Origin of the sequence: Alicyclobacillus mali NBRC 102425, assembly GCF_001570745.1 — a bacterium.
Classification (GTDB): Bacteria; Bacillota; Bacilli; order Alicyclobacillales; family Alicyclobacillaceae; genus Alicyclobacillus; species Alicyclobacillus mali.
Genome location: NZ_BCSG01000001.1, coordinates 32,213 through 58,138 on the forward strand (window position 1 = coordinate 32,213; position 25,926 = coordinate 58,138).

At 60.6% G+C, this 25,926-nt stretch carries 23 protein-coding genes; 17 read left to right on the forward strand and 6 right to left on the reverse strand.

Annotated elements, in window-relative coordinates; translation table 11 throughout:
- Positions 1-3: 3 nt before the first annotated feature.
- Positions 4-699, reverse strand: a complete 696-nt coding sequence (locus AMA01_RS00160; protein ID WP_067845524.1) for a response regulator transcription factor — start codon at positions 697-699, stop codon at positions 4-6.
- 460 nt (positions 700-1,159) lie between these two features.
- On the opposite strand from AMA01_RS00160, the gene AMA01_RS00165 reads away from it, so the two are divergent.
- The 6 genes from AMA01_RS00165 to AMA01_RS00190 all read left to right on the forward strand — a co-directional run bounded on the left by AMA01_RS00165 (position 1,160) and on the right by AMA01_RS00190 (position 8,938).
- Positions 1,160-2,125, forward strand: a complete 966-nt coding sequence (locus AMA01_RS00165; protein ID WP_067845526.1) for an ABC transporter ATP-binding protein — start codon at positions 1,160-1,162, stop codon at positions 2,123-2,125.
- Positions 2,126-2,142: 17 nt separating this feature from the next.
- Positions 2,143-3,111: an ABC transporter ATP-binding protein gene (locus AMA01_RS00170; protein WP_067845529.1), complete on the forward strand. Its 969-nt coding sequence runs from the start codon at positions 2,143-2,145 to the stop codon at positions 3,109-3,111.
- Between the two features lie 82 nt (positions 3,112-3,193).
- Entirely contained in the window at positions 3,194-4,933 is a 1,740-nt protein-coding gene (locus AMA01_RS00175; protein ID WP_067845532.1) for a peptide ABC transporter substrate-binding protein, read from the forward strand.
- A 55-nt stretch (positions 4,934-4,988) separates the two neighbouring features.
- A complete protein-coding gene (locus tag AMA01_RS00180; RefSeq protein WP_067845535.1) occupies positions 4,989-5,876 on the forward strand; it encodes an ABC transporter permease in 888 nt (295 codons plus the stop codon).
- Between the two features lie 36 nt (positions 5,877-5,912).
- Positions 5,913-6,875: an ABC transporter permease gene (locus AMA01_RS00185; protein ID WP_067845541.1), complete on the forward strand. Its 963-nt coding sequence runs from the start codon at positions 5,913-5,915 to the stop codon at positions 6,873-6,875.
- Positions 6,876-7,165: 290 nt separating this feature from the next.
- A complete protein-coding gene (locus AMA01_RS00190; protein WP_067845545.1) occupies positions 7,166-8,938 on the forward strand; it encodes a peptide ABC transporter substrate-binding protein in 1,773 nt (590 codons plus the stop codon).
- A 6-nt stretch (positions 8,939-8,944) separates the two neighbouring features.
- Here the strand turns inward: AMA01_RS00190 and AMA01_RS00195 are convergent, their stop codons facing one another.
- Complete coding sequence (locus AMA01_RS00195; protein WP_067845549.1) at positions 8,945-9,445, reverse strand: hypothetical protein; 501 nt, start codon at positions 9,443-9,445, stop codon at positions 8,945-8,947.
- Positions 9,446-9,522: 77 nt separating this feature from the next.
- On the opposite strand from AMA01_RS00195, the gene AMA01_RS00200 reads away from it, so the two are divergent.
- From AMA01_RS00200 to AMA01_RS00225, 6 genes are all read left to right on the forward strand, one after another.
- Positions 9,523-11,073, forward strand: a complete 1,551-nt coding sequence (locus AMA01_RS00200; protein WP_067845553.1) for a Na+/H+ antiporter NhaC family protein — start codon at positions 9,523-9,525, stop codon at positions 11,071-11,073.
- Between the two features lie 126 nt (positions 11,074-11,199).
- On the forward strand, positions 11,200-12,942 hold the full coding sequence (locus AMA01_RS00205) for an ABC transporter ATP-binding protein (RefSeq protein WP_067845556.1): 1,743 nt from the start codon (positions 11,200-11,202) through the stop codon (positions 12,940-12,942).
- Positions 12,939-14,717, forward strand: coding sequence for an ABC transporter ATP-binding protein (locus AMA01_RS00210; protein WP_067845559.1), 1,779 nt, complete (start codon positions 12,939-12,941; stop codon positions 14,715-14,717). The genes AMA01_RS00205 and AMA01_RS00210 overlap by 4 nt, the downstream gene beginning before the upstream one ends.
- 105 nt (positions 14,718-14,822) lie before the next feature.
- Positions 14,823-15,680 (forward strand): hypothetical protein, encoded by an 858-nt coding sequence (locus AMA01_RS00215; RefSeq protein ID WP_067845564.1) that lies wholly within the window; start codon positions 14,823-14,825, stop codon positions 15,678-15,680.
- Positions 15,681-15,686: 6 nt separating this feature from the next.
- Positions 15,687-17,144, forward strand: coding sequence for a hypothetical protein (locus tag AMA01_RS00220; protein WP_067845567.1), 1,458 nt, complete (start codon positions 15,687-15,689; stop codon positions 17,142-17,144).
- A 12-nt stretch (positions 17,145-17,156) separates the two neighbouring features.
- Complete coding sequence (locus AMA01_RS00225) at positions 17,157-17,576, forward strand: putative iron-sulfur cluster-binding metallochaperone (protein WP_067845569.1); 420 nt, start codon at positions 17,157-17,159, stop codon at positions 17,574-17,576.
- Between the two features lie 27 nt (positions 17,577-17,603).
- On the opposite strand, the gene AMA01_RS00230 is transcribed toward AMA01_RS00225, so the two are convergent.
- Both AMA01_RS00230 and AMA01_RS00235 read right to left on the reverse strand, forming a co-directional pair.
- Positions 17,604-18,245, reverse strand: coding sequence for a SpoIID/LytB domain-containing protein (locus AMA01_RS00230; RefSeq protein ID WP_067845571.1), 642 nt, complete (start codon positions 18,243-18,245; stop codon positions 17,604-17,606).
- 6 nt (positions 18,246-18,251) lie between these two features.
- Positions 18,252-18,812, reverse strand: a complete 561-nt coding sequence (locus tag AMA01_RS00235; RefSeq protein WP_067845573.1) for a hypothetical protein — start codon at positions 18,810-18,812, stop codon at positions 18,252-18,254.
- Between the two features lie 206 nt (positions 18,813-19,018).
- Between AMA01_RS00235 and AMA01_RS00240 the strand changes: the two genes are divergently transcribed.
- The 5 genes from AMA01_RS00240 (at position 19,019) to AMA01_RS00260 (ending at position 23,981) form a co-directional block, all read left to right on the forward strand.
- Positions 19,019-20,509 carry an amino acid permease gene (locus AMA01_RS00240; RefSeq protein WP_269447879.1) on the forward strand — a complete coding sequence of 497 codons (1,491 nt, stop codon included), beginning with the start codon at positions 19,019-19,021 and terminating at the stop codon, positions 20,507-20,509.
- 374 nt (positions 20,510-20,883) lie between these two features.
- On the forward strand, positions 20,884-22,176 hold the full coding sequence (locus tag AMA01_RS00245) for a glycosyl hydrolase family 18 protein (protein ID WP_067845575.1): 1,293 nt from the start codon (positions 20,884-20,886) through the stop codon (positions 22,174-22,176).
- Between the two features lie 28 nt (positions 22,177-22,204).
- The gene (locus tag AMA01_RS00250) at positions 22,205-22,723 is read left to right on the forward strand and encodes a DUF1722 domain-containing protein (protein WP_067845578.1); all 519 of its coding nucleotides are present in this window, start codon (positions 22,205-22,207) and stop codon (positions 22,721-22,723) included.
- 40 nt (positions 22,724-22,763) lie between these two features.
- Entirely contained in the window at positions 22,764-23,186 is a 423-nt protein-coding gene (locus tag AMA01_RS00255; RefSeq protein ID WP_067845580.1) for an Rrf2 family transcriptional regulator, read from the forward strand.
- 141 nt (positions 23,187-23,327) lie between these two features.
- Positions 23,328-23,981 carry a peroxiredoxin gene (locus AMA01_RS00260; RefSeq protein ID WP_197459960.1) on the forward strand — a complete coding sequence of 218 codons (654 nt, stop codon included), beginning with the start codon at positions 23,328-23,330 and terminating at the stop codon, positions 23,979-23,981.
- Positions 23,982-24,100: 119 nt separating this feature from the next.
- Here AMA01_RS00260 and AMA01_RS00265 read toward each other — a convergent pair whose 3' ends face one another.
- Both AMA01_RS00265 and AMA01_RS00270 read right to left on the reverse strand, forming a co-directional pair.
- Positions 24,101-24,832 carry an ABC transporter permease subunit gene (locus AMA01_RS00265; RefSeq protein WP_231862756.1) on the reverse strand — a complete coding sequence of 244 codons (732 nt, stop codon included), beginning with the start codon at positions 24,830-24,832 and terminating at the stop codon, positions 24,101-24,103.
- Between the two features lie 55 nt (positions 24,833-24,887).
- Complete coding sequence (locus tag AMA01_RS00270) at positions 24,888-25,925, reverse strand: extracellular solute-binding protein (RefSeq protein WP_067845584.1); 1,038 nt, start codon at positions 25,923-25,925, stop codon at positions 24,888-24,890.
- Position 25,926 lies beyond the last annotated feature (1 nt).

The following is a 25,926-nucleotide window of genomic DNA, read 5'->3' on the forward strand; positions in this document are numbered from 1 at the left end:
TTCTCATGCCTTGCGGCCCGTCGCTGGGTCTGGGTGAAACATGTATCCCACGCCCCGCACGGTGGCGATGTACGACGGGAGATCGGGCTCGTCGATCTTTTTCCGCAAGAAGTGCACGTAGTTTTCCACCGCGTTGCCGATCACGTCCGCATCGGGGCCCCAGACGCGATCGAGAATGACCTCTTTGGACAGCACCTTGTTGGGATTGCGCATGAACAGCTCAAGCAACTGGAACTCCTTGGCCGTCAGCGCCAGGGGTTCCCCGTTGCGCGTCACGGTTCGAGTGTTAAGATCGAGTCGAAACGGGCCCGCCTCGATGGCGTCGCCGCCAGCCAGTTGGCCTGTGCGGCGCGAGAGCGCCCGCACGCGCGCCAGAAGCTCCTTGTTGTCGAACGGCTTGACGAGGTAATCGTCGGCGCCGGCGTCGAGGCCCGTCACGCGGTCTTCGACCGTGTCCTTGGCCGTGAGGAGCAGCACGGGCGTTTGAAGGCCCGCCTTGCGCATGGCGCGCAGGATGTCGAGGCCGTTCATCTTCGGCAGCATGATGTCGAGGATGGCGATGTCGTAGCTGTCGGTGAGGGCGAGATCGCACCCAGTCTCGCCGTCGTGGGCGATGTCGACCGCATATTGGTGTTCCTTGAGAAGCTGTTTCAGTGCGGACGCGAGCCGCACCTCGTCTTCGACGAGCAAAATGCGCATCGGCTAACCTCCCGCATGGTTCGGTACATCGGACTGGACCAGTTTTATTGTACACTGTAGGATTGAACGCCGCTTGAAGCGCGCGGTGCAGTTCTGCAGGGGAATGAGGGGTTGTCCGAATGTTTGCGCTTTCGTAAGATTTCTTGCCGCATTTCCTGCATGAAGTGCCGTGCCGCAGGCTAAGAGAATTCTTACTTTCCTACGAAAGTCGGAGAAAGCGGCGAAAGTTCGCGATTCTCGTCGCGAGCCGGTGGAAAAACGTGACGCGCGTGCCTGTCGCGCTCCTTTACACCGGCGATGGCCGTCGATACAATTTGCGCTATACTAGGCACGGTGCGTGCATGGTATCTGCGATTTCGGACGCACGACGAGAACCGAATGCCCTGATGTTACGTTGTCATACACAGTTCCGAAATCGAAGACCGATTCGACATTCTTCGACAGATGGGAGGGGCAAGACGTGGCCGAACCGCTCCTCGCGATTCGCGACTTGAAAACGTACTTCGTGAGCAAGCAGGCGACCGTCAAGGCCGTCGACGGGATCGACATCGACGTCAATCGGGGGCAGGTCGTCTGCATCGTGGGCGAGTCGGGCTGCGGCAAGAGCATGACGTCGCTGTCCATCATGCGGCTCGTGCCTCGGCCGTACGGGAAGATTGTCGGCGGTCAAATTTTGTTTGACGGCCGAGATCTCCTGCAGCTGAACGACCGCGAAATGGCGGATTTGCGCGGTAGCGATATCGCGATGATCTTCCAGGAGCCAATGACGGCGCTGAACCCCGTGCTGAGTATCGGTACGCAAATTTCGGAAGTTTTGGTTCGCCACCGCGGCGTGCCGAAGCGGGAGGCGCTGGATCGCGCCGTGGAGATGCTCAAGTTCGTGGGCGTCCCGCGCGCGGAGCAGATTTTGCGCGAGTACCCACACCAGCTGTCCGGCGGCATGCGGCAGCGCGTGATGATCGCCATGGCGATGATCTGCGAGCCGAAGCTGCTCATCGCGGACGAGCCCACCACCGCGCTCGACGTGACCATCCAGGCCCAGGTGCTCGATCTCATGAAGAAGATGCGGCGTGAGACGAACACTTCCATCATCCTCATCACACACGACCTCGGCGTCGTGGCCGACATGGCCGATCACGTCGTGGTGATGTACGCGGGCCAGGTGGTCGAGTCGGTCGACGCGGACACGCTCTTCTCGGAGCCCAAGCACCCCTACACCCGCGCGCTGATGGAGTCCATCCCCTCGTTGGAGGAGGACAAGGACGTGCTCTACTCCATCCCGGGCACGGTGCCGAGCGCGGCGAACTTCCCGAAGGGTTGCCGATTCGCCGAGCGCTGCCCCATCGCGAAGCCGTCCTGCTTCGAGAAGATGCCCGAGTTGCGCGAAGTGGCCCCAGGTCACTTGGTTCGCTGCGATCTCGTCTGAGGGAAAGGAGGGAGCGCATGAGCGAGTACGTGCTCGAAGTCCAGGATCTGAAAAAGTACTTTCCGATCAAGTCCGGCGTGATGAAGCGAACGGTCGGCCATGTCCGCGCTGTGGACGGCGTTTCGTTTCAGGTGAAGCCGGGCGAGACGCTCGGCATCGTCGGCGAGTCCGGCTGCGGCAAGTCGACCACCGGCCGAATGATCATGCGGTTGACCGCGCCGACCTCCGGAAAGATCATCCTGGACGGACAAGACATCACCCATGCCAAGGGCGCGGAACTTCGGGCAAGTCGGCGCAAATCGCAGATGGTGTTTCAGGATCCGTACGCCTCGCTGAACCCGCGCATGTCGGTGGGCGAGAGCATCGCGGAGCCGCTGATTGTGAACAAGGTGCTGTCCAGGTCAGAGGCGTTTGAGCGCGCCGGCGAACTGTTGAAGACCGTCGGCCTGCGCGCGGGTGACATTAACCGGTACCCGCACGAGTTTTCGGGTGGTCAGCGTCAGCGCATCGGTATCGCGCGCGCGCTCGCGTTGAACCCGAAGCTCATCGTCGCGGACGAGGCCGTCTCGGCTCTCGACGTGTCGATTCAATCGCAGATCCTGAATCTGCTGATGGACCTGAAGCACCAGTTTAACCTGTCGTATCTGTTCATCTCACACAACCTGGCCGTCGTGCGCCACATCAGCGATCGCGTCGGCGTGATGTACCTGGGGCACCTGGTCGAGATCGGCCCAAAGCAGTCGCTGTATCACGATCCGCTTCACCCGTACACCCAGGCGCTCCTGTCCGCAGCGCCTGAGCCAAGCCGGACGAAGCGGCGCGAGCGGATCATTCTGCAGGGCGATGTGCCGAGTCCGGCCAATCCACCGTCTGGATGCCCGTTCCATACGCGCTGTCCGCGGGTGATGGACGTGTGTCGTCAGACGATGCCCAAGCCGGTTCAAGTGCACCCGGATCACTGGGTTGCCTGTCATCTGCACGGCTGAAGTGCGCGCTGGCTTCCCTTGTGCATGAACTTCTCCCGGTTTCGAGACCCTACTGTCAGGGTTCGTCGAAGGGGGAAGCGACATGAAGGGGAAAGCGCAGGTGCTCTCGGGCGGATTGGCGGCCGCGCTGGCGCTCGGTGCGGTGGCTGGCTGCGGTGGCGGAAGCCCGCAAAACGCGGCGGGGACGGGTGGTACCGGTGGGCAAACGGGCGGCACCTTGATTTACGCCTTGCCACCGGCGACCAACATCACCTGGTATTTGCCCATCACGAATGCGGGCAACGCGAGTCTGTACAATGCGCAGCTCTACACACAACTGTATCCCGGCGTGATCTATATCGACCATCGGTACCAGATCGATTATGCCGACAGTTTCGCGCAGAGCATCACGTACAATCAGGCGGGCACGGTGTACACCATCTCGCTGAAGAAGAACTGGAAGTGGTCGGACGGCCACCCAGTGACCGCGGATGACGTCGTCTGGGATTATCAACTGATTCAGGCGACTGACGCAAAGGACGCGCCTCCGCCGTGGCCCAATTACAACGCGGGTGCAGGCGGCGTGCCGGACAACGTCCAGAGCGTCGTGGCGAAGGATCCTTACACGGTCGTGATCACGCTGAAGAAGCCGGTGAACCAGCAATGGTTCATCTACAACGGTATCGGGCAACTGACGGCTTTGCCGAAGCACGCTTGGAACAAGTACCCGAACGACATACGCCAGGAGATCATCTACCTGGCGAAGCAAGCGACGAACCCTGCGTTTTTCACTGTGGTCGACGGGCCGTTCAAGCTGCAGAGCGCAAAGAGCAGTCAGTCGTGGACGCTCGTGCCCAACCCGATGTTCGGCGGGCACAAGAGCACGCTCGACAAGTTGATCTTCCAGTATGAAGCGACCAACGATGCGGAGTTCGCGGCGCTAAAGACCGGTGCGGTGAACCTGGGATATCTGGATTTGTCGCAGTACGCATCGCGTCAGTCGCTCGCGTCGTCCGGTTACACCATCACGCCGGCGTACAACTTCGGGTACAACTTTATCGAGCTCAACCAACAGCAGGGTTCGCCCATGTACGCGGCGTTCAGCGATGTGAAGGTGAGGCAGGCGCTCGAGTACGCGATCGATCAGAACGCCATCAACCAGGACATCTATCACGGGTTTGCGCCGCCGCAGTACGGGCCGATTCCGACGACGCCAAGAACCATCTTTTTCGACCCGAATCTCGCGAAGCCGCTGTTCCCGTTCGACCTGGCGAAGGCGCGGCAGTTGCTCGAGTCGGACGGGTGGAAGATGCAAAACGGCGTCATGACGAAAAACGGCGTGCAGTTGAAGTTCCAAGTTCTGTACCCGACCGGTACGCAGTCAACCACGCAGATGATGGAACTCATTCAGCAGGATTGGAAGCAGATTGGCGTACAGATTTCGCTGAAGCCAATGCCGCTGTCCGAGATCTTCGGTGTCATTCAGGACACGTCCAATCCTGGCAAGTGGGCGGCCGCAGCGGGCACGGGCATCACGTATGGCGGATCGTATCCGTCCGGCGAGCAGTTGTTTGAGCCTGGCGGGCTTGACGGCTTCGGCTATAACGATCCGGTACTCGACAAGCTGATCGCGGCGACCACATCGCCCGCGCCGTCGCAGCAGGCGTCGCTCAAGGAATTCTTCGCGTACGAAGAATACTGCGCGAAGCAAGTGCCGGTGTTGTGGACGAACGGCGTCGCCAGCTTCACCGCCGTCGCGCCGAACGTGCACAACGCGACCGAGCAATACCTGAATCCGACAACCGGTTATCCGCTCCTTAACTATATCTGGATGTCCAAGTGATGCACAACACGGGGCGGCTGGGAGCTCAGCCGCCCGGCAGAAGGGAGGGAAAGGCGTGGTCACAGAGACGCAAGTGGCGAATTCCGCAGGCGAGCCGCGCGTGCAGGCCACCAAGTGGCGCACGTGGAAGCGATTCTGGCGGTATCCGCTGAGTTCAATTGGCGTGATCGGCATGGTGCTGTTGTTTGCCTTCTGCTTCTTGGGGCCCATGCTGTATCACGTCAACCCGACACAGGGGGATTTCACCGCCTTGTTGCAGCCGCCGAGTGCCAAGCATCCGCTGGGCACGGATGACGCGGGTCACGACGTGCTCGCGCGCATGATGGTGGGCGGCCAGGCGTCGCTCGAAGTGGGCTTCTTGTCCGCGTTTGTGGCGATGGCCTTCGGAACGCTGTACGGCATGGTGAGCGCGCTCGCGGGTGGCTGGGTGGACATCATTCTGATGCGTATCGTGGACATCCTGCTGTCCATTCCGAGCATCTTCATCCTGCTGTTCCTGAACGCAACGTTCAAGCCGAACGTGGGTCTCATGATCTTCGTCCTCGCTGCGACAAGCTGGCTCGGCGTGAGCCGTATTGTCCGCGGTGAAGTGTTGAAGATCAAAAATGAGACGTACGTCGAGGCGGCGCTCTTGGCGGGCGTGCGCACGTGGCGACTCATGACGAAATACCTGGTTCCAAACTTTATTGGAACGGTGCTGGTGACCACGACCTTCGCAGTCGCGGACTCCATTCTCTCGATTGCGGGTCTATCATTCCTCGGACTAGGGTTGCCGCCCCCGGCGCCGAACTGGGGCGCTGATCTGTCGGCTGCGATGAACTACATCTTCCAGAACGCGTGGTGGCTCATCTATCCGCCGGGCATTCTGATTCTGTGCTCGCAGCTGTTTGTGAACTTCATCGGTGATGGCCTGCGCCATGCGCTGGAAACGCGCACCGATTGATGGCGCAAATGAACCATGGAAGTGGGGTGAGCCCGAGTGCTGAGCTACATTGTGCGCCGCATCCTGCAGGCCATTCCGTCGCTTATTGGAATTTCGATCATCACGTTCGTCCTGCTTCACATCGTGCCGGGCAACCCGGTCCGCATTCTGCTCGGCCAGCACTACACGCCGCAGCGAGCCGCGGCTCTGGCGCAGTCGCTCGGCTTGAACAAACCGCTGTACATGCAGTATCTGATCTGGCTGTGGAATATCCTCCATGGCAACCTCGGATACTCGTATAACTACACGGAGCCGGTGACGTATCTCATTGGGCACGCGCTGCCGAACACGCTGTCGCTCGTATTGATTGCGACCATTTTTGCGCAGTTGTTCGCAATGCTCATCGGCACGATTCAGGCGTACTTCGAGAACACCATCGCCGATCACATCATCACCGTGCTCAACTACTTCTTCTACTCGATGCCGTCGTTCTGGTTGGGCATCCTGATGGTGATGTTTTTCTCCATCCAGTTGCACTGGTTCCCATCCGGTGGTGTCGTCAACCCGCAGGATCCAAACCCGGGCTTCTGGGATTGGCTGCATCACCTGGTTCTGCCCGCCGCGACATTGACGTTGGTCACCTTGGCTGGCTACTCGCGCTACATGCGTTCATCCGTGCGCGAGACGCTGCTCATGGACTACGTCCGAACGGCACGAGCCAAAGGGTTGCGCGAGTCGCAGGTGCTGTGGCGTCACGTCCTGCGCAACTCGGTGTTGCCGCAGATCACGCTCTTCGGTTTGTCGTTCCCGGCTCTGTTCGCGGGTGCGCTGTTCATCGAACAGATTTTCAACTATCCCGGCATGGGCCTCTTGTATTGGAACGCTGTTGGCACGCTGGATTATCCCGTGCTGCTCGGCGTGACGATGTTCCTCGGTGCGTTGACCATCATCGGCAACCTGCTCGCGGACATCCTCTACAGCTTGGTTGATCCGAGGATCAGCCTCGAGTCGATGTCGTAAAAAGCCTGGCGCAGAGGGCGGTCCCCCGCTCCTGCGCCTTTTCTCTCAGGCGTCGCCCCTTATTCTTAGAGAATTCTTAGATTGATGCACCTTGCGCTTAAATGCGGGAAACGCAAGACGCAGCGCGGGATTTGGGGTCTGGGACTCATTGGATGCTTTCTTTTTCCAACTCACACGGCCTTTACAAGGTGCTTGAATGCTCGTAGGATGAGCTTATCAGAAAAACGCATTTCACATAAAGAGTCTGCGAATTCGAACGTTGGTCTCGCAGACAGCATAGGGGGGTTAACATGGGACTTTACGAGAAACGCAGGTGGTCAACACGGCTTGGTGCGGCTGCCGTGACCGTGGCGCTGGGCGCCGGTGTCATTGCGGGATGCGGAACACAGCAGAATACCACCAACTCGACCACCAACAGCACGCAGACCACGACGCAGCAACCGCAAAAGGGCGGCACACTGGTGGTGGCGCTCCCGCCCGCAACCAACATCAACTGGTATCTGCCGATCACAAACTCGGCCAATGCGAGCCTTTACAACGCTGACCTCCAGATTCTGCTTTATCCATCGCTAATTTACATTGGAAGTGATTACTCCATTGATTGGAAAAATAGCCTCGCCAGCAGCATTGATTACAACGCAACAGGTACGGAGTACACCATTCACCTGAAGAAGAACTGGGTGTGGTCGGATGGCAAACCTGTGACGGCGCAGGATGTCGTCTGGGACTACGACTTGGTCAAGGCGACGGACGAGTCGAACGTGCCGCCTTGGCCGAACTACGCGGCCGGCTCTGGCGGCGTGCCGGCGAACGTCAAGAGCGTCGTCGCGCTCGACAACTACACCGTCCAGGTCACGCTGAAGAAACCGGTGAACCAGCAGTGGTTCATCTACAACGGCATTGGCCAGCTCACGGCTTTGCCCGAGCACGCATGGAACAAGTACCCCAACAACATGGCGCAGGAGATCGCGTACCTTGGTAAGGAAGCCACCAATCCGAGCTTCTTCACCGTGGTGGATGGCCCCTTCAAGCTCGTGAGCGCGAAGCAGAGCCAGGCTTGGGTGCTTGTTCCCAACCAGACGTTCGCGGGGCACAAGAGCACGCTGGATAAGCTGATCTTCCAGTACGAAGGCTCGAGCGACGCGGAGTTTGCCGCGCTTCGCAGTGGCGCTGTGAATTTGGGATATCTCGACCCGGCGCAGTGGGCGTCTCGCGGCAGCCTGCTAAAGATGGGCTACAAGATTGTGCCCGCCTACAACTTCGGCTACGACTTTATCGAGCTGAATTTGCAGAAGGGTTCGCCGCTCTACAGCGCGTTCAATGACCTGAAGGTCCGCGAGGCGCTCGAGTACGCGATGAACCAAAACGAAATTGACCAGGCCATCTATCACGGATTCGCGCCGCCGCTTTACGGGCCGATTCCAGCACAACCAAAGACCGTGTTCTACGATTCTTCTCTCAATAATCTCTTCGCCTACAACCCGGCGAAGGCCAAGCAGCTGCTCGAGTCGGACGGGTGGAAGATGGAGAACGGCGTCATGACGAAGGACGGCCAGAAGCTCCAGTTCACCATGATGGTTGCGTCTGGTTCCGAGTCGACACTGCAGGAGGCCGAACTGGTGCAGCAGGACTGGAAGCAGATTGGTGTGGATGTGACCCTGCAACAGATTTCGTTTAACGAAGAAGAGGGCATCATGAGCGACGCCAAGAACCCAGGCAAGTGGGCCGCGGCAGCTGGCACCGGCATCACGTATGGCGGATCGTATCCGTCCGGCGAGCAGTTGTTTGAGCCAGGCGGCTTGGACAACTTCGGGTACAACGACCCGACGGCCGACCAGCTGATTGCGAAGACCACCGAGCCCGTGTCCTCGCAGGCCGAGAACACGAAGAACTTCTTTGCGTACGAGGACTACATCGCGAAACAGCTGCCCGTCTTGTGGCAGAACGTCCCGGCTGGCATCACGGTCATCGCACCGGATGTGCACAATGCGACCACGCAGGTGCTGAATCCGACAACTGGCTATGGGCTCCTCAACTACATCTGGATGTCCTCCAGCAAGTGAAGCCCCTCACTCGGGCAAGCCGCTTCCGGCTTGCCCGAGTTCGTTCGTGTTCGCTCCTAGTCGAAGCTCCGGAGGAATTTCGGACCGCGCGGAAAACCTCCGACCTCGCACGGACTGGTAGCGAAGGACAATCACCTCTGGCGTATTCCCATCCACCCCGTGTCGAGAAGGCCCGCCTGCAGCGAGATGCACGCGCTTGGCTTCCGCCGGTGCGAGGTGCAGCCCTGACACGCGCCGTCCCTCCACCACAGGTGCAATCGGCACGCGCTCTTTCCCTCTCATTCCCCAAAGCTTCACATCCAATGCCGGACCCGTGCCGTAGTTCCGCAGTTCGGCGACCAATTCGCCGTCCAGACGTTCGAAATCGTCGATCACGACCATCGGCACGTACCCGATCTGCGTATCGCGCCGAATCTGGTACCACGACGTGAGGGCGATGGCGAGCGTGCCGATGGACGAGAGCACGCTGCAAGCCTCCATGAGGTCGAGATCCATCACGCCGAGCACGACGTTTCCCCCTCCCTGAGGTATGTCTGACGCGGTTTGGAGGACACTGTACACAGGACGCAGGGAGGAGGTCCCACATGCACGGGTCGTTCGCATCCATCGTGCCATTCATCGTCATTATCCCCGTGGCGCTCTTGACGAAACAGGTGATTTTGGGACTCGCGCTCGGGCTGTTCGTCGGTTGTTACATCGAACATCCTCGCCCTTTGGCCGGCCTTGAGTCCGCCATTACCTACATCGGGCGCGAAGTTGGGCTGTCGGGCAACATGAGCCTTGTTCTTTTCCTCTATCTGTTTGGTTCGTTTGTCGGGCTCCTGCGCGTCTCCGGCGGCGTGAAGGGGTTCAGCCGCTGGATGGAGGCGCGGATTCATTCACCTCGCGGAGCCTTTGTGTTCACCTGGTTGTCGAGCCTCTTCACCTTTATGGCGCCCGACTTCCGCATTCTGACGGTCGCGCCCATCGTGAGCCGCGTCTTCGAACGTTTCCGCATCGCAAAGGAACAGGTTGCGTTCACCATCGACGTCACGGCGACGCCGCTCTGCGCCGTGGTCCCCATCGGGACGGCTTTTGTGGCCTATATGGTCGGACTCATGCACACATCAGCGCACCACGCCGGGGCGGCGTCTCCGTACGCGCTGTTTCTCGCCACCATCCCCTACAACTTCTTAGCCTGGGCGATGCTCTTGATGGGGGCGTTTCTCACGTTTTTCCGCTTCTCGGCTCATGTGCGAACTGCGACGCCGTCCGCTGCGCGCACACCCCGGCGCGTGGATGGCGAGCAGGGCAGAGGGCTTCCGCGGCTTGTGCACGAGCGCCGAGGAGCGTTCGCGCTTGAAGCGGGGGCCATGAGTTTCCCGCAGGATGCCGCAGTTCAGCGCGGCATGCGCCGCCGGGAGGCTTCTGATGAGGAGGTGCCCGATCCCGTCGAAGCGCTCGCCAAACGCGCGCACCCATCGGCCCTGAACCTTGTCTTCCCGCTGGCGGTGCTCTTGGCGAGCACGCTTGCGTTCACCGTCATCTCCGGCTACGCGCCGGGCCGGACGCTTGTTCAGGCGTTCGTCCAGGCCAACGCGGCGAAGGCGATGCTGGAGGCGCTCATCCTGACGGTCGTCGTCATGGCCATCCTCTACGCTGTGCGCGGCACTCCGCTGAACCGGATCATGGTCGGCTTTCTCCAGGGCGGCAACGAGATGATGCCCGTCATCGTCCTGTTGGCGCTCATCTGGGCGGTTTCCGCTGTGGCGTCCGATCTCGGCTTTGCGCAGTTCTGTCAGCGGGAGATTGTCCAATACGTGCCAAGATCGTTCATCATTCCGGCGCTTTTCATCTTTGGCTGCCTGATTTCGTACGTCCTGGGCAGCTCGTTCGGCACGTGGGCCATCCTGATGCCGCTCGCGTTCTCGCTTGCCCAGGGTGGCGCGGGGAGCCTCGCCATCGCGGCGGGGGCCGTGTTTGCGAGCGGCACGTTTGGCGGATTCGTCTCACCCTTGAGCGACAACACGGTCGCCATGGCCACCGTGATGAAAGTTTCCGTCATGGACTACGCCAACTACAAATTGAAGACGGCGCTCATCCCCGTGGCGGCATGTGCTGTAGGTTATTTTTTGCTCGGCGCGATGGCGCGCTGACGGACGGCGTGCCGACGAATGGTCGTTTTCACTCCCGTGAAGAGGCGGCATCCTTCTCTTGCTGGGGACGAATGGCTGCGGTATCGTAATAGGGCTGACGTCCGAAGTGGAGGAAGGTGATGTCCCATGCGCCCGCAATCGCTTCTGAAGTCGTACCTGTGGGAGCATCGCGTCGGCTATGTCGGCTCGACAATTGCCATTCTCGTGTCTGAATGGATTTTTGTTCAATTCCCAAATGTGCTCGGCCGCTTCACCGATGCATTGAGCGTCCATCGGTTGAGCGGCCGAGGCGTTTTCTTGTATGCGCTGCTCCTCATGGCGATTGGCACGCTGTACGTGTTCTTCTACGGAATTGGCCAGTCGCAGAACGGCCGCGCGGCCCGGGGATTCGAGTACTTGCTCCGAACGAAGCTGTTTGCGCACTGGGAGACCATGGACGTAGATTATTTCCGCCAGCGCAGCGTGGGGGACCTTCTGAGCCATGCCATGAACGACGTGCAGCAGGTCCGCGAGGCCCTCTCCGGCGGGCTGAACATTCTCACCAATGCCGTCTTTCTTCTCATCGCGACGCTCGTGATGACCTTCACCACCGTGAGCTTTAAGCTCACCGTGTTCAGCATGATTCCACTTTTATGCATCCCCTTTTTCGTCGTGTGGATTGGTCCCCAGGTGCGCGCGTCCTCGCGCCAGGTGCAGGAGGCCCTTTCGTCCATGTCCGAACTGGCGGAGGAGAGCTTCACCGCCATTCGGCTGGTGAAGGCGACGGCCAACGAGCCCATTGAAGTTGGGCGATTTGCCGATCGCGTCGATCACATCGCGGCTGAACAGATGTCGCTCGTACGCAAGCAGGCTGCGTTCCAGTCCATCATTCCCACAGCGAGTTCGGTCGCGTTTGGCATCGCGCTCCTGTACGGCGGCTGGCTCACCATTCGGCACGAGATTCCCATCGGCTCGTTCGTCGCCTTCACGCTTTATTTGGGTCAGCTTGTGGTGCCGCTTCAGCAGATTGGCCAGGTCATCAACTCGTATCAGCGCGCGTCCGCGTCGATGGCCCGTCTGGATCTTCTGCTTCAAGAACGGCCATCCGTGGCGGATCCGCCGCATCCCGTGCGCCTCGCCAAGGTCGAAGGCGCGATCGACATCCACCTCGATGCCTTCGCGTATCCCGATGGAAAACGCCCTGTGCTCCGAGATATCCACCTCAGTGTACGTCCCGGGCAGACCCTCGGCATCGTGGGGCGCACAGGATCCGGCAAGACGACGCTCGTCAGCCTTTTGCCCCGCATTTACGATCCGCCCGCGGGGGCCATCCGGATCGACGGCGTCGATGTCCGCGACCTGTCGCTTGAACAACTGCGGAAGGCCATTGCCTTTGTGCCGCAGGACGGGTTTTTGTTCTCGACGACGCTTCGGGAGAACATCGCCTTCGGGCGCCCGGATGCGACGGACGAAGACGTCGCGGCCGCGGCTCGGGCGGCTTGCCTCGAGGGCGACGTGGACCGTTTCCCTGATGGATACGACACCATCGTAGGCGAGCGCGGCGTGACGCTTTCGGGCGGACAGCGGCAGCGGACGGCCATCGCGCGCGCCTGGCTGAAGGACGCGCCCATCCTCATTCTGGATGACAGCCTGTCCGCGGTGGACATGGAGACCGAGAAACGGATTCTCGCCTCGTTCCGCGCCATGCGGCGCAGGCGCACGGTGTTGATCATCGCGCACAGGCTGTCTGCCGTGCGCGACGCTGACTGGATCGTCGTCATGGACGAAGGGCGGATCGCCGAACAGGGAACGCACGACCATCTCATTCAGAAAGGCGGCATTTACGCGGAGATGTACCGGTTGCAGGCGAGGGAGGAGGAGGTCTCGTGAAGGGAGAACGCCCATCTTCGTCGCCCGGCGTGAAGTCGCTCGCGCGGCTGTTGCCCTTTGCCCGCCCGTATGCGTGGCAGTTCGTGGGCGTCATTGCACTCGTCATCGTGTTTAACGCATCGAGCGTGATGCAGCCGTATCTCGTGAAAATCGCCATCGACCAGGATATCTCGAGCCACCATCCGAATCCGCGCGGGCTTCTGGACATCGCGGCGCTGTACATCGGCGTCGTCGTCGCGGGCGTCGCGGCGAACTACCTGCAGATCACACTCCTGCAGAGGGCTGGGCAGAGCGTCATCCGGAGCATCCGCGTCGGGCTCTTTCAACACATTGAGCGCCAGTCCATGCGCTTTTTCGACCGCCGCGCCGACGGCGCGCTCGTCGCGAACGTGTCGAACGACACCGAGACGGTGAACCAGTTCTTCACCAACTTCTTTCTGAGCATGATTCGAGACGGCTTGTCCATCATCATGATCCTCATCGCCATGTTTCGCCTGGACGTGCGCATGGGCCTGTTTTCGCTGGTGCTCGTGCCCATCATCTTCGCCGTCGCCGCGGGATTTCGTGGCGCGCTGCGCCGCCGCTACCAGCGCACGCGCACGCTGCTCGCGAGCATGGTGGCGTTTCTCGCTGAGAACCTCGCCGGCATGCGGATCACGCAGCTCTTCCGTCAGGAGGCGCGCCAGGCGCAGAAGTTTCGCGATCTCGCCGGGCAACATCGGGACGCCAACATCCGAGAGTACTTCACGTCGGTCTGGTTCAACCGAACCTTTGAGATGCTCGGCAACCTGTCCGTGGCGGCCGTGGTCTACATCGGCGGCGCGGCGGTCCTCGGCGGCTCCATTCCGTTCGGCACGTTGTACGCGTTCATCCGTTACATTCAGCAGTTCTTTCAGCCCATCAACGCCATGACTCAGCAGTGGAACACCCTTCAGTCGGCCATGGTGGCCGCCGAGCGGATTGGCCAGATCCTCGAAATTGAGCCTGATGTGGTGAATCCTGAGCGCCCGATCTCTCTCCCCGCCGATGCGCGCGGCCGCGTGGAGTTTCGCCGCGTCACGTTCGGTTACGACCCGCGCCATCCCGTCCTGCGTGACATTTCGTTTGTCGCAGAGCCTGGATGGTTCGTCGGAATTGTCGGCCCGACGGGGGCCGGAAAGAGTTCGCTGATGAGCCTCCTGCTTCGTTTCTACGATCCCGACGAAGGCGACGTGCTGTTGGACGGGGTGCCGATACCATCGCTTGCGCAGGACGCGCTGCACCGGTTCGTCGGGATCGTGCAGCAGGAGGTGCATCTGTTCACGGGCACCATTCGCGACAACATCCGCATGTTCCGCTCGGACATCTCGGACGCTCGCGTGGAGGAGGCCGCGCGCGCGGTGGGGGCGGATCGCGTCATCGCGAAGCTGCCGGATGGCTACGACACGTTCATCTACGGTCGGGGCGCCAACCTCTCGATGGGTGAGCGACAGCTCATCGCGTTTGCCCGGATTGTCGCGCTCGATCCGCGCGTGCTCATTCTCGACGAGGCCACCGCCAACCTCGACAGTCAGACGGAGCAGTGGGTCCAGCAGGGACTCAGGGCGGCGAGCCAGGGACGCACCACGCTGGTCATCGCCCATCGCCTCGCGACCATTCGCCATGCGGATCAGATCCTGGTGCTCGATCACGGCCGGATCGTCGAGCGCGGACGCCACGACGAGCTGGTCCGGCTCGGGGGACTCTACGCGAGGCTCCACGCGGAGAGCGGCGTGGAATCCCGCCTGTTCTCCTGACGGCACGAACGTTCCGGCCCGTGGCGCAGACGCGCACCCACCTGTGCTATGATGGTAAGGACGCTTTGGCAAGGAACGTGCAACCTTCCGGCGGGAGGAATCGCGGTGACGCCCCGTACACAGTTCACGCTAGGAGATATCTTCCGCATTTCTTTATCCGCTTACCGTCAGCGGTTTCGGTCGCTGATGGGGATTTCACTTGTCTTTTTGCTTCCGTTTGACATCATCAACGCCTACGTACAGCTGAGATACGTCGGAGATTCGCCGACCAACTGGTTGGCAAAGGTCCAAACCGCCCATTCCTTGAGTGAAGTCATCGCGGCCATCCCGCCCGTGTACACCACCTGGATGCCGTTTGTGATCCTGCTGTATTCCTTCGGCGTGCTTCCGCTCATGGCTGTCGCGACGAGTCGCGTCACCGTCGGCATGGTGGTGCATGGCTTCGATGTGCCTGTGCAAGAGGCTGGCAATGACGCGTTCCGCAAGTGGCCGATGTCGTTCGCCACGCTGTTCATGGCGTACGGTTTGTACGGCGTGGCCGTAATCGTCGCCAGCTGGGTCATTGGTCTGTGCGCGGGTGTGGCGGCAAGTGCTTCGCAGGTGCTCGGCGTCATCGTCGCAGTCATCGGGCTCCTGGCAGCGTTGGTGGGTTCCGTATGGTACTGGGTCAGGATGGCATTTGTCCCGTACGTCATCGCCGAGGAAAAGCGCGGCTACTTCACGGCGCTGCGCCGGTCGTTTGAGATCACCAGGGGAGAGACGTGGCGGCTTGTGGGCTTCTTTGTTGCGCTCTCGCTCATCCTCTCGGCCGCGGATGGATTTCTTCTCATTGTGGGCAGCATCTTCGCGGTCATCCCTGGCCTCGGCGCGGTGGTCGCCGTGCTGGCCTCGCTCATCGTGGTGCCGTTCAGCTTTGTGGCGGTTGCCGTGATGTACATCGATCTCCGTATGCGGAAGGCGTGAGGACGTTTGACTCGTGTTGCATCCTGGCTTCGGCTGGACGCGGTCATTCTTCTTGGTTGGCTTCTCTATTTTGCCTATTCGGCTGCGACGCCTCTCTCGGATCCCGACACGCCCTGGCATCTCGCCACGGGGGCCTGGATCCTCGCGCATCATCACGTGCCGACGCACGATCCGTTTTCGTGGTCGATGCGTGGACAACCCTGGGTGACGCAGGAGTGGCTGTTCGAGGTCGTGCTCGCGTGGTGCGCGCATCACTTCGGTTTTCCTGGCGTGTACGGAATTCTGGTGGGGCTTCAGACGCTGACGGTGTGGTTCGTGTATCGTCTGTGCTTGCGGCTGTCCCGAGGCAACGCCGTGTTTTCGGCCATCGGCGCAGCGCTCGCCGTCGCGGCTGGCATGCCGTTCTGTGTGGTGCGCCCGCAGCTTGTCTCTTATACCATGTTTGCCCTGTTTCTGCTGCTGCTTGAGCGCGTTCGGAGGGGAAGCATTGGTTGCGCTTTCCTTTTGATTCCCCTGACGCTCATCTGGGCTAATGCGCACGCCAGCGTATCGATCGGCATTGCGATGATCCTGTTTGAAGTGCTGGTCTCCTTCCTGCCGACCATTGGCCGGTTTCAAGGACAACCGCTGCCGATGCGGACCCGAGGTCTCCTCGTCGCCATCGCCGCCGCGTGCGTGGGCGTCGGGCTCTTGAATCCCAACGGCATTCACGAATTCACCTATGCGTTGCTCTCCAACAATGCGCTCATGGTGAATTCCATCAATGAATGGCACTCGCCGAATTTTCACAGCCCATACTACAAGTACGGGGTCATCCCATTCCTCGTAATCATTGCGCTCGTCGCCATCGCGCGCAGCCGAAAGTTGCCGTGGAAATACGTGCTCTATTTCTTCGCCTGTTTCGCGCTGACGCTCGTGTATCAGAGGTTCATGCCGTACCTGGCAATTGCCGCTGCGCCGCTCATTGCCTTACTGAGCTTCGACTGGCTGCGCGTGCTGCTGAGACCGAAGCGCCTGCTTCGTTTCGTCTGGCTGGCGGCCATGATCGGCGAGATCGCCGACTTCGCCCTGCGCATGCCAAGCATTGAGGGGCCGGTTTCCGCGCACATGAACCCGAACGCGTATCCGGTCGCGGCCGTGGACTATCTGAAGTCTCACCACATCCCGGGGCCGCTCTTCAACGCGTACGACTTCGGGGGCTATCTCATCTATCGAGGCGTGCCGACGTTCGTGGACGGGCGAACGGATATCTATCTGCGATCCGGCGTCTTCGCGAACTACATGGATCTTCAGAATTTGGCGCCCGATGCACCCGCGCTGCTGCAGCAGTACCATTTTCAGTCCGCCATCCTGCCGCCTGGATACAGCCTGACGACGTATCTGGAAAACAATCCGAACTGGACACTCGTCTATTCAGATAACGTGGCAGACATTTTTGTCCGCAACGCATCGACCACGGGTTGAGGAGGTCTAGGCATGGCAACCATCGTGTGCCCAGCATGTCATGAACCGGCGCGCCGGATCGCCCTTCGCACCGTCAAGGCTTTGCTCACGGGCGCTGCACTTCGCCGGCTTGTGCCGAAGGATGAGTTTCACTTCTGCGCATCCCCCGACTGCGACGTCGTGTATTTCGCGCCGGATCAGGTCTTTCGTGTCGCCGATGTCAGGGAACGCGTGTTTCAAAAGGACACAGCGAGTGAAGCGCCCGTGTGTTATTGCTTCGATTGGACGCGCGAGTCGCTGGTTGCCGCTCTTCACCGCGGCGCGCGTCCGGACGAGGACATTCAAGAGCACGTGCGTCTGCGCCGTTGTGCGTGCGATCTTCGCAATCCACAAGGCGCCTGCTGCCTCGGCAACGTGAGAGCTGTCCTCGCTGACGCGCGCCAACGTTCGTAGACCTTGGCGAAAACTGGTCTTGCCGGCTCACACCCAGCGGGATTGATATCCAGGGTAGAACAGGCTCAGGATTTGGGTGAACGGGGGCTTGGCCACTTTCGCCCAGTACTCCGTGCCCCACTGGGACATGATGTACGTTCCAATGTATGAGTAGCCCGGCCGCCCTTCGGAACCCTGCCGATACTGGAGCGGCTTGATGAATCCGTCCGAAGGGACGTACACCATGTTCCAAGTCTGCTGGATGGCCAAATCCGTCTGATAGTGGCCGCTCAGATACTTGAACGTCTGATAGTGGCCGCTCAGATACTTGAACGTCTGATAGTTGGTCGTGTTGTCCACGTCGAAGGTCCACCCGTTTTCCGTGCGCGGATGCAGCGTCCAGTACCACGCAAACATCTTCACCGCGATAGCACCGGCCTTCAGCGCTTCCTCGTTCCAACTGGGAATCCACTCGTTCGGTAACACATCTTCGCAATACTCCTCAAAACCCAGCGTCTGCACGTACAGAATGGGCGCCGTCGGGTTGTTGTACGCCCGAATGGCCACGCGGATGACCGAAGGGTACGGCGTATTGAAGATCGTCTGCGCGCGCACGGGTGGCGCGATCGACCAGCCGCTGACGAGCGCCGCTCCGGCGAGCGCGAGGCCAATGCGTCGAAGCCAATTCATGCGCCATCACCTCGAAGATGCGGATGCTTGCTGAGGGCTCCAGGGCGAATAGCTCGGTTCACCGGGAATGGGGCCCTGGCGCTTCAGGTGAAGTTCGGACGCATAGCGGTTGATGTAGCCCGCGAGATCGTAGGAACTGAAGTTGCCCAAGGAGACGCTCGGCGCGTTGCGCCCGTTCGGCTGGATGGGCTGCAGGATCACCGGCTGAATGGTGTGCTCGGTAATTGGGACGATGAACACGGCCTGTTCGTTATACCCGTCAGCCACGACAATGGCGTTGACGACGCCCTTCGCGTCGTAGCGCTCGTTCCATTTGGCCTTGTACATGGGCACGTGGGCGATGTAGAGGCCCTGCGTGTCGGTGAGCCCGGTTGACACGACTTTTCCTTCATGATTGATGACGATGACCCTCGCGCCTGCAACCCTTGTCGAGTTGGACGATCCGACCCGGAATTCGATCTCGCCGTGGTCGCTCGCCTGAACCGCGACGGCTCGCGAAAGGACGGGCACAAACGTGGACAAAACGAGCGCGAGCAGTCCGATGTAGTGAAGAACCCGTTTTCTCATGCGCGTTCTCCCTCCTTATGAGTTTGGTTGCCACCCGTATGGAGGGTGCCCGAAATTTGGGCGAATATGAGGTTCCGCCTGTAGCGATTTTGTCGAATAGAGGTAACGATTTCTCGTTGCGTCGAACGCAGATTCGCTATAGCATGTTCACGTGGTAGTGCTTTATCTCGATGAAGCTGTAAAAGACGAGAAAGGGGTTCGTGCACTTGAGCGTTGATCGAGCATTGGGGGAGGAAAAGGCGCGCCGCAGTTACCTCGTCTCCTCGCGTGAGGTGGGACTGCGCCGCGATCTGCGTTCGCGCCATCTGTCGATGATCGCCATCGGCGGCGCCATCGGCACGGGCGTGTTTGTCGCCAGCGGATCGTCCATCTCCACCGCCGGGCCGGGTGGCGCGCTGCTCGCGTACATCATTGTCGGCATCATGGTGTACTTCGTCATGACGAGCCTGGGCGAGATGGCGACCTTCATGCCGATTGCCGGATCGTTCGAGCAATACGCCACGCGATTTGTCGATCCGGCGCTCGGCTTCGCCCTGGGGTGGAACTACTGGTATACGTGGACGGTGACGCTCCCGGCGGAGCTTGCGGCTGGCGCGATGGTCATGAGGTACTGGTTTCCGCATGTGCCTGCCGTTGCGTGGAGCGCCATCTTCCTGGGGCTCTTGTTTCTCCTCAACGTGGTGAGCGTGAAGGGCTACGGTGAGGGAGAATACTGGTTCGCAGGCATCAAGGTCATCACCATCGTCGCCTTTATTCTCGTGGGGCTCGCGATGATCTTCGGTATTCTCGGCGGGCATCCGGTCGGCTGGCACGTGTTCATGACAGGAGGCACGCCTTTTCACGGCGGATGGATCGGCTTTCTGAGCACGGTGATGGTCGCCGGCTTCGCGTTCCAGGGCACGGAGCTCGTCGGCCTCGCGGCGGGCGAGAGCGATCACCCGGAGCGCAATGTGCCGCGCGCCATCCGCACGGTGTTCTGGCGGATCCTGCTCTTCTATGTGTTGGCCATTCTGATTATCGGGATGCTCATCCCGTACACGGATCCGAATCTGCTCAACGCGAGCGTGAACAACGTGGCCATCAGCCCGTTCACCCTCGTGTTTCGCCGCGCCGGCTTCGCGTTTGCCGCTGGCGTCATGAATGCGGTCATTCTGACCGCGGTGCTTTCGGCGGGCAACTCCTCATTGTACGCGTCGAGCCGGATGCTGTGGGCCCTCGCCTGCGAGGGAAAGGCGCCGAAGGTGTTTACGAAAGTCAACCGCCACGGCGTTCCCATGAACGCGCTCTATGTCAACACCGCCATCGGCTTTGTGGCGTTTTTGTCGTCCATCGTCGGAAATGGCGCGATTTACACGTGGATGTTGAATGCTGCAAGCCTCACGGGCTTTCTCGCGTGGCTCGGCATCGCCGTCAGCCATTATCGCTTCCGCAAGGCATACGTGGCGCAGGGCCGCTCGCTCGACGATCTCGTCTACCGCGCCAAGTGGTACCCGTTTGGTCCCCTGTTTGCCGCGGTGTTGTGCGCCGTCGTGATCATCGGCCAGGATACGAGCGTCTTCACGGGCGGCAAGATCGACTGGATGGGTGTCGTGGCGACTTACATCGGCATTCCGCTGTTCCTCGTCCTTTGGCTCGGCTACAAGTGGATCAAGAGGACGAAGGTCATTCCGTTGAACGAGGTTCGGTTCGAGGAGTGATCTGCGAACGGAAAAGGCGGCCAGTTCGGCCGCCTTTTCTCATGCGCGATTCGACTGAATCTTTTCTTCGATTCGCTCGGTCTGCTTTTTCATGTACCGGTTGAAAGCCATGATGCCGAAGCAGAAGAGAAGAATGAGCGCGATTTTGGCCATCATCTTCTTTGCACCTCGAATGACAGAATCCATCGATAAACGGACTTGCTACAATCAGTCTAACCAAATTGCCTTGAATTAAACTTTGGATGGCGCCCGCCTCAGCTTGGTTCAACAGATGGACGTCCGGGATGTGGGTGGCGTTCATGGGGATCGGTGCACGAGACTAGGCACTTGTGGCATAGGCTTCAGTGATACTCGTCACGAAGGAGGCCCTTCCCATGGAAATCCACCGCGTCGAGCCCGGTGAGACGCCCGCTGACATCGCGTCGAAGTACGGGGTGTCCCTCCGGGACCTGCTCCGATACAACGAACTCGCTTCGAAGGACGTGATCGCGCCGGGGATTGCGCTCATTCTTCCCAAAGGCCCGCCGGTTCGCGTCATTCGCCACGTCGTCAAAGCGGGGGACACGTTGAACCGTCTGGCGCACCGCTACGGCGTACCTTCTGCGGTCATCGCCAACTGGAATCCGGGGCTGCCTGCGGACGGGCCGTTGCCAGTGGGCTTCACGGTGAACATCCCCGGCACCAGGTCGGATCGACGCACCATCGAGTTGAACGCGTACCTCGTCCCTGAGGGGAACGAGAACGACCAAGCCCTCTTGCAGGACGTGTCCGATCTCACCTACGTCTGCGCATTCAGCTATCGGGTGCAACCCACGGGCGATCTCGACGCGCCCAAGGACCGTTCCATGCTCGACGCCGCCGCCAAGTTCCAGATTGCACCGATGGCGACCCTCACGAATTTCAACGGAAATCGATTCAACCCGGATCTTGCGCACGCCATCCTTCACTCGACCGCGCTCGCGAATCGCGTGGTGGATCAAATCGTGCGCGTCTGCGAAGAAAAGGGCTATCGCGGCGTGAACGTGGATTTCGAGCACATGCCCCCGGGCGATCGCGCCGCCTACACCGCGTTCATTCGCACACTCGGCAAAGTGCTGCGGCCCCGAGGGCTGAGCCTCTCGCTGGCGCTCGGTCCCAAGACCTCGGATGAAGCGGGCGCGCCGTGGATGGGCGCGTTCGACTATGCGGCACTTGGTGACGAAGCGGACTTTGTCATGCTCATGACCTACGAGTGGGGGTGGGTCGGCGGTCCGCCCATGCCAGTGGCCCCCGTGGATCGCGTGGCCTCGGTCCTGGAGTATGCCACGGGCACCATCGATCCCAAGAAAATCCTGATGGGCATGACGCTCTACGGCTACGACTGGCCCCTGCCGTACATGAAGGGGAAGACGAGGGCCGCGAGCATCGCGAACAACGATGCACAGAACCTTGCAATTGCAGAACGTGTGCCGGTGGAATGGGATTTGAAGGCCGCTTCGCCGCACTTCGCGTACGAAACCGCGGGGACCAAGCACGAGGTATGGTATGACGACGCGCTGAGCGCAGCCGTCAAGCTGGCGCTTGTTGACGCGTACGGTCTTCGTGGGGTATCGCTCTGGGTGCTTGGCAACGAGTTTCCTCAGCTCTGGTATCTGCTGAAGGATGGGTATAAGCTGGAGAAGAAGTGAGTTCCATCGCGGAACAGGAGAGAGTCGAGTGTCGCTTTCACGGTTGTATCAGGGATGCGAGGCGCTGTGGCGGGATGTAAAGTACGCCGTGATGGCGCGAAACTACGCGCGTGTGCGGGAACTGTCGGCGTTGCTCCACCAAGCGCGCGGCGACGAGCAGGCGCTTCGCACGTGGCTCTACCGGCTCAAGTGTGTGGAACAGGAGCCCGTCACATTGCCCGCGCTTCGTAATACAGCCTATCATCTGCTCGGCTACTGGAAGGACCGATTGCCGCCCGACGAGCGGCAGAGGCTCGCGCAGAGGGCGTTTGACCATCCGGCGGGTGTGATCGCGGAACTCGGCGATCGCGTCCGCCGCGAGGGGCCGACGTATCTGGCCACGTCCTACGCGTTTCGCGACGAAGCTTGGAATGAGGCTGAGTTTCGCCATCAAGGCGGTTTGTATCGGATTATCGTCGATGCGGAGGAAGCGTTGGCGGCGGGAGATCCAACGAAGCTCGCCGTTCGTATTGAATCGTTAGGGGATGCGTCTGACCGAGCGACGTGACGTTTGGACAAGCTCGGGCGTGGGCTGTGGAGGTGAAGGCGTGAACCTGACCTTATTTACGGATTACGCCTTGCGCGTGCTGATTTACGCTGCCAATCAGCCGGCGGGCAAGCTCGTGCAGGTCGACGAGATCGCGCGCGTATATGGCATTTCGCGCAATCACTTGACGAAGGCAGTGCATCGGCTGGGGCAAGTTGGGTACTTGGAAACCGTGCGCGGTCGCGGAGGTGGCATGCGCCTGGCGATGCCAGCGAGCGACATTCGCATTGGCGATGTCGTCCGCGCGATGGAGGACGACTTCGCCGTGGTCGGGTGTTTTGCGAACGACCAGTGCGTGCTGCTGCCTGCCTGCAGGCTGAGGCGCGCGCTCGGCGAAGCGGTGGACGCCTTTCTGGATACCCTGAACCAATACACGCTTGCGGATATCGCGACGAGCGCAGCATCGGTGTTTCGCGCGACTTAGGTCGACAGGATTTTGCGAGGGTGCGTGGAAAATAATACACCAGAGCTAGGGTGCGTTGTGCAGGACCCCGCTTGTATCCGCCTTCGCGACGTGGTACAGTATGTTTAGTAATCCGATGATTGAAGTTGGAGAATGGGAGAGATGAGCATGTCCGAAGTGCAGACGCTGCCTCGCCTCAACGAGCCCGCCCCGGATTTCGAGGCCAACACCACGCATGGGAAGATCAAACTGAGCGACCTGCGCGGAAAATGGGTGGTGTTGTTCTCCCATCCGGCGGACTTCACGCCCGTCTGCTCGACGGAGTTCGGCGCTTTCGCTCGCCGGTACGAGGAATTTGAGAAGCGGAACGTCCAACTGATTGGACTCTCCATCGACAGCGTGCAGTCGCACTTGGCATGGGTGCACGACTTGGAGAAGGCGTTCGGCGTCAAGATCCCGTTCCCGGTCATTGCCGATCTCGACATGAAGGTTGCGAATCTCTACGGGATGATTCACCCGGCCGCAAACAACACATCGACGGTGCGCACCGTGTTTTTCATCGACGACAAAGGCATTCTCCGCGCCATGATTTACTATCCGATGAACGTCGGCCGAAACATCTCGGAGATTCTGCGGGTCATCGACGCGCTTCAAACGGCTGATCAAAACGGCGTGTCCTGCCCGGCAGACTGGCAACCGGGAGATCCCGTTGTGGTGCCCGCCCCCGCAACGCTCGACGCCATTGAGAGCGAAGAGGAGGCAGCGGCCAAAGGGTTGGATTACAAGACCTGGTACCTGCGCATGAAGAAGGTCTGATTCGGAAGGTACACGGGGAAGGGCCGCACGGACGCAGTGTGCGTCGGTGTGGCCCTTCTACTTGCGGGGCGTGTTTACCGCTTCAATCGCCTCGCGCGCCTCGCGGCTCCGTCAAGGTCTCAGCCGCGTCGGACAAGCCGTGGCCCCACGAATCGTACAGCTCCCACGGCCACGGCCAGTGCGATCACGATGCCCGACGCGATGGGCACCATACTTGGCACACCGCCAGCCGTGAATTGCACCCAGATGTAGACCGGCAGGCTGTACGGGTGGTACGCCATCAGCATCGTGGCGCCAAACTCGCCGAGTGCGCGCGCGAACGTCAGCGCTACGCCGGCCAGGATAGAGCCCGCCGACAGCGGAACATACAGGCGCCAGAAGGTCGTCCATCCGTCCGCGCCCTCGAGGCGAAACGCCTCGTGCAGATCCTTTGGGACCTCCGCGAATCCGGCGCGAGACGTGAACACCAGAAACGGACTGGTGACGTACAGCTGCGCGAGCACGATCCCGGCCATCGACAGCGTGAGGGGAAAATTGTGTGCCGCGGCGAATCCTCCAAGGGCGGTGTACGGTCCAAACACATCCATCAGGGCGACGCCGCCGACGATGGGCGGCAGCACGAGCGGCAACAGCAGCAACGTCTCCAGGAGCCACTTGCCAGGGAATCGAAATCGAATCAACAGATAAGCCGCCGGCACGCCGAGGGCGACAGAGAGCGCCGTCGAGATGGAGGCGCTGACGAGCGACGTGACAGCGGCCTGCAGCAATTCGGGCTCTTTCCACGCCTCCATCACCGCACCGGGGGGCGCGCCCAGCGCCAGGCGAACCATTGGCCACAGCCCATATGCCACGGAGACGGCCCCCAGAGCGTACAGGGCTGGCGTTCTCAGGCCCCTCAACATGGGCTCACGAACGCTCCGCGATGGACCGGAGGCTCGCCGGAACGCTCTGCAGATCTCCGTACAACCGGATGGGCGTCGGATTGAACCCGTCCTGCAACAGGATCTGGTGGCCTTGCCCCACGGTCATGTAGCGCACGAACGCGGCAGCCTGCACAGGGTGCGGCGCGTGAGTCAGCACCGTAATCGTGAACAGGATGGGCGCGCCCTTGATGGTCTTGCCGCCGCCAGCAGGCGTCCACGAGACCTTTGCGTAATCCTTGGCGAGAGCCGGATCGCCCAAGTTGATGGCGCTTGGCAGCGCGATGTATGGCATATGCCACTCAATCGCCTCATGTTTGTAGGCGATCACGGCGTCCATCTGACCGCTCGTGAGTTGGGCGATAAGATCTTCCTCAGGAAACACCTGTGCCGGATTTTCATCACTGCCAAGGATAGCCTTTTCGAGGCCGGGCTGGTGGTAGTAGGACTCCGCCAGCTTCAGCATGAGAATCGTGCTCACGCCTTTGGGATCGAGCTTGGGATCGGTCCGACCAAAGCGAACGCCGGGCATCTCAAGCACCTTGTACCATGGCACTTTGCCTTCCGCCGCCCGCTTGAATTCGCCTGCCTCCTTGCTCTTTGGCGAATAGGCGATGACAAGCTGATCGGTTGCGAGCGTCGCGTACCACTTGGCGGCGTAGCCGTTGGACGCGCCCATCAGGTCGTTGACGTCGACGGACGGCGATGCGCTGATCAACACGTCGGGATTGGCGAGCTTAGACGTGATCATGTGCGCAAGCTCTGCGGAGCCGGCGCCTTCTCCTTGAAAATCGACGTGAAGCGCCTGATCCACCTTGGGGCGGATCACCTGCTCCATCACATGGGTCATGGAGCCTGCGTACAGCACGGAGAGAGGTACAGCTTTTGTTTCGGCTGTGGAGGCAGCTCCGCCTGTCGCGGCGTTTTGTGTGGTCTGTGTGTTGGACGGCGTCGTGCAACCCGTGGCTGTGACCGCGAGCGCCGCGAGTGCCCCGCTTAACCAGATACGTTTGGAAACACGCATG

Excerpts from the sequence above, each read along its gene's own strand:
- AMA01_RS00160 (WP_067845524.1), bottom strand. The coding sequence starts at position 699 with ATGCGCATTTTGCTCGTCGAAGACGAGGTGCGGCTCGCGTCCGCACTG.
- AMA01_RS00205 (WP_067845556.1), top strand. The coding sequence starts at position 11,200 with ATGCGCCCGCAATCGCTTCTGAAGTCGTACCTGTGGGAGCATCGCGTC.
- AMA01_RS00170 (WP_067845529.1), top strand. The coding sequence starts at position 2,143 with ATGAGCGAGTACGTGCTCGAAGTCCAGGATCTGAAAAAGTACTTTCCG.
- AMA01_RS00175 (WP_067845532.1), top strand. The coding sequence starts at position 3,194 with ATGAAGGGGAAAGCGCAGGTGCTCTCGGGCGGATTGGCGGCCGCGCTG.
- AMA01_RS00225 (WP_067845569.1), top strand. The coding sequence starts at position 17,157 with ATGGCAACCATCGTGTGCCCAGCATGTCATGAACCGGCGCGCCGGATC.
- AMA01_RS00260 (WP_197459960.1), top strand. The coding sequence starts at position 23,328 with ATGAGCATGTCCGAAGTGCAGACGCTGCCTCGCCTCAACGAGCCCGCC.
- AMA01_RS00270 (WP_067845584.1), bottom strand. The coding sequence starts at position 25,925 with ATGCGTGTTTCCAAACGTATCTGGTTAAGCGGGGCACTCGCGGCGCTC.
- AMA01_RS00200 (WP_067845553.1), top strand. The coding sequence starts at position 9,523 with ATGCACGGGTCGTTCGCATCCATCGTGCCATTCATCGTCATTATCCCC.
- AMA01_RS00190 (WP_067845545.1), top strand. The coding sequence starts at position 7,166 with ATGGGACTTTACGAGAAACGCAGGTGGTCAACACGGCTTGGTGCGGCT.
- AMA01_RS00230 (WP_067845571.1), bottom strand. The coding sequence starts at position 18,245 with ATGAATTGGCTTCGACGCATTGGCCTCGCGCTCGCCGGAGCGGCGCTC.
- AMA01_RS00235 (WP_067845573.1), bottom strand. The coding sequence starts at position 18,812 with ATGAGAAAACGGGTTCTTCACTACATCGGACTGCTCGCGCTCGTTTTG.
- AMA01_RS00245 (WP_067845575.1), top strand. The coding sequence starts at position 20,884 with ATGGAAATCCACCGCGTCGAGCCCGGTGAGACGCCCGCTGACATCGCG.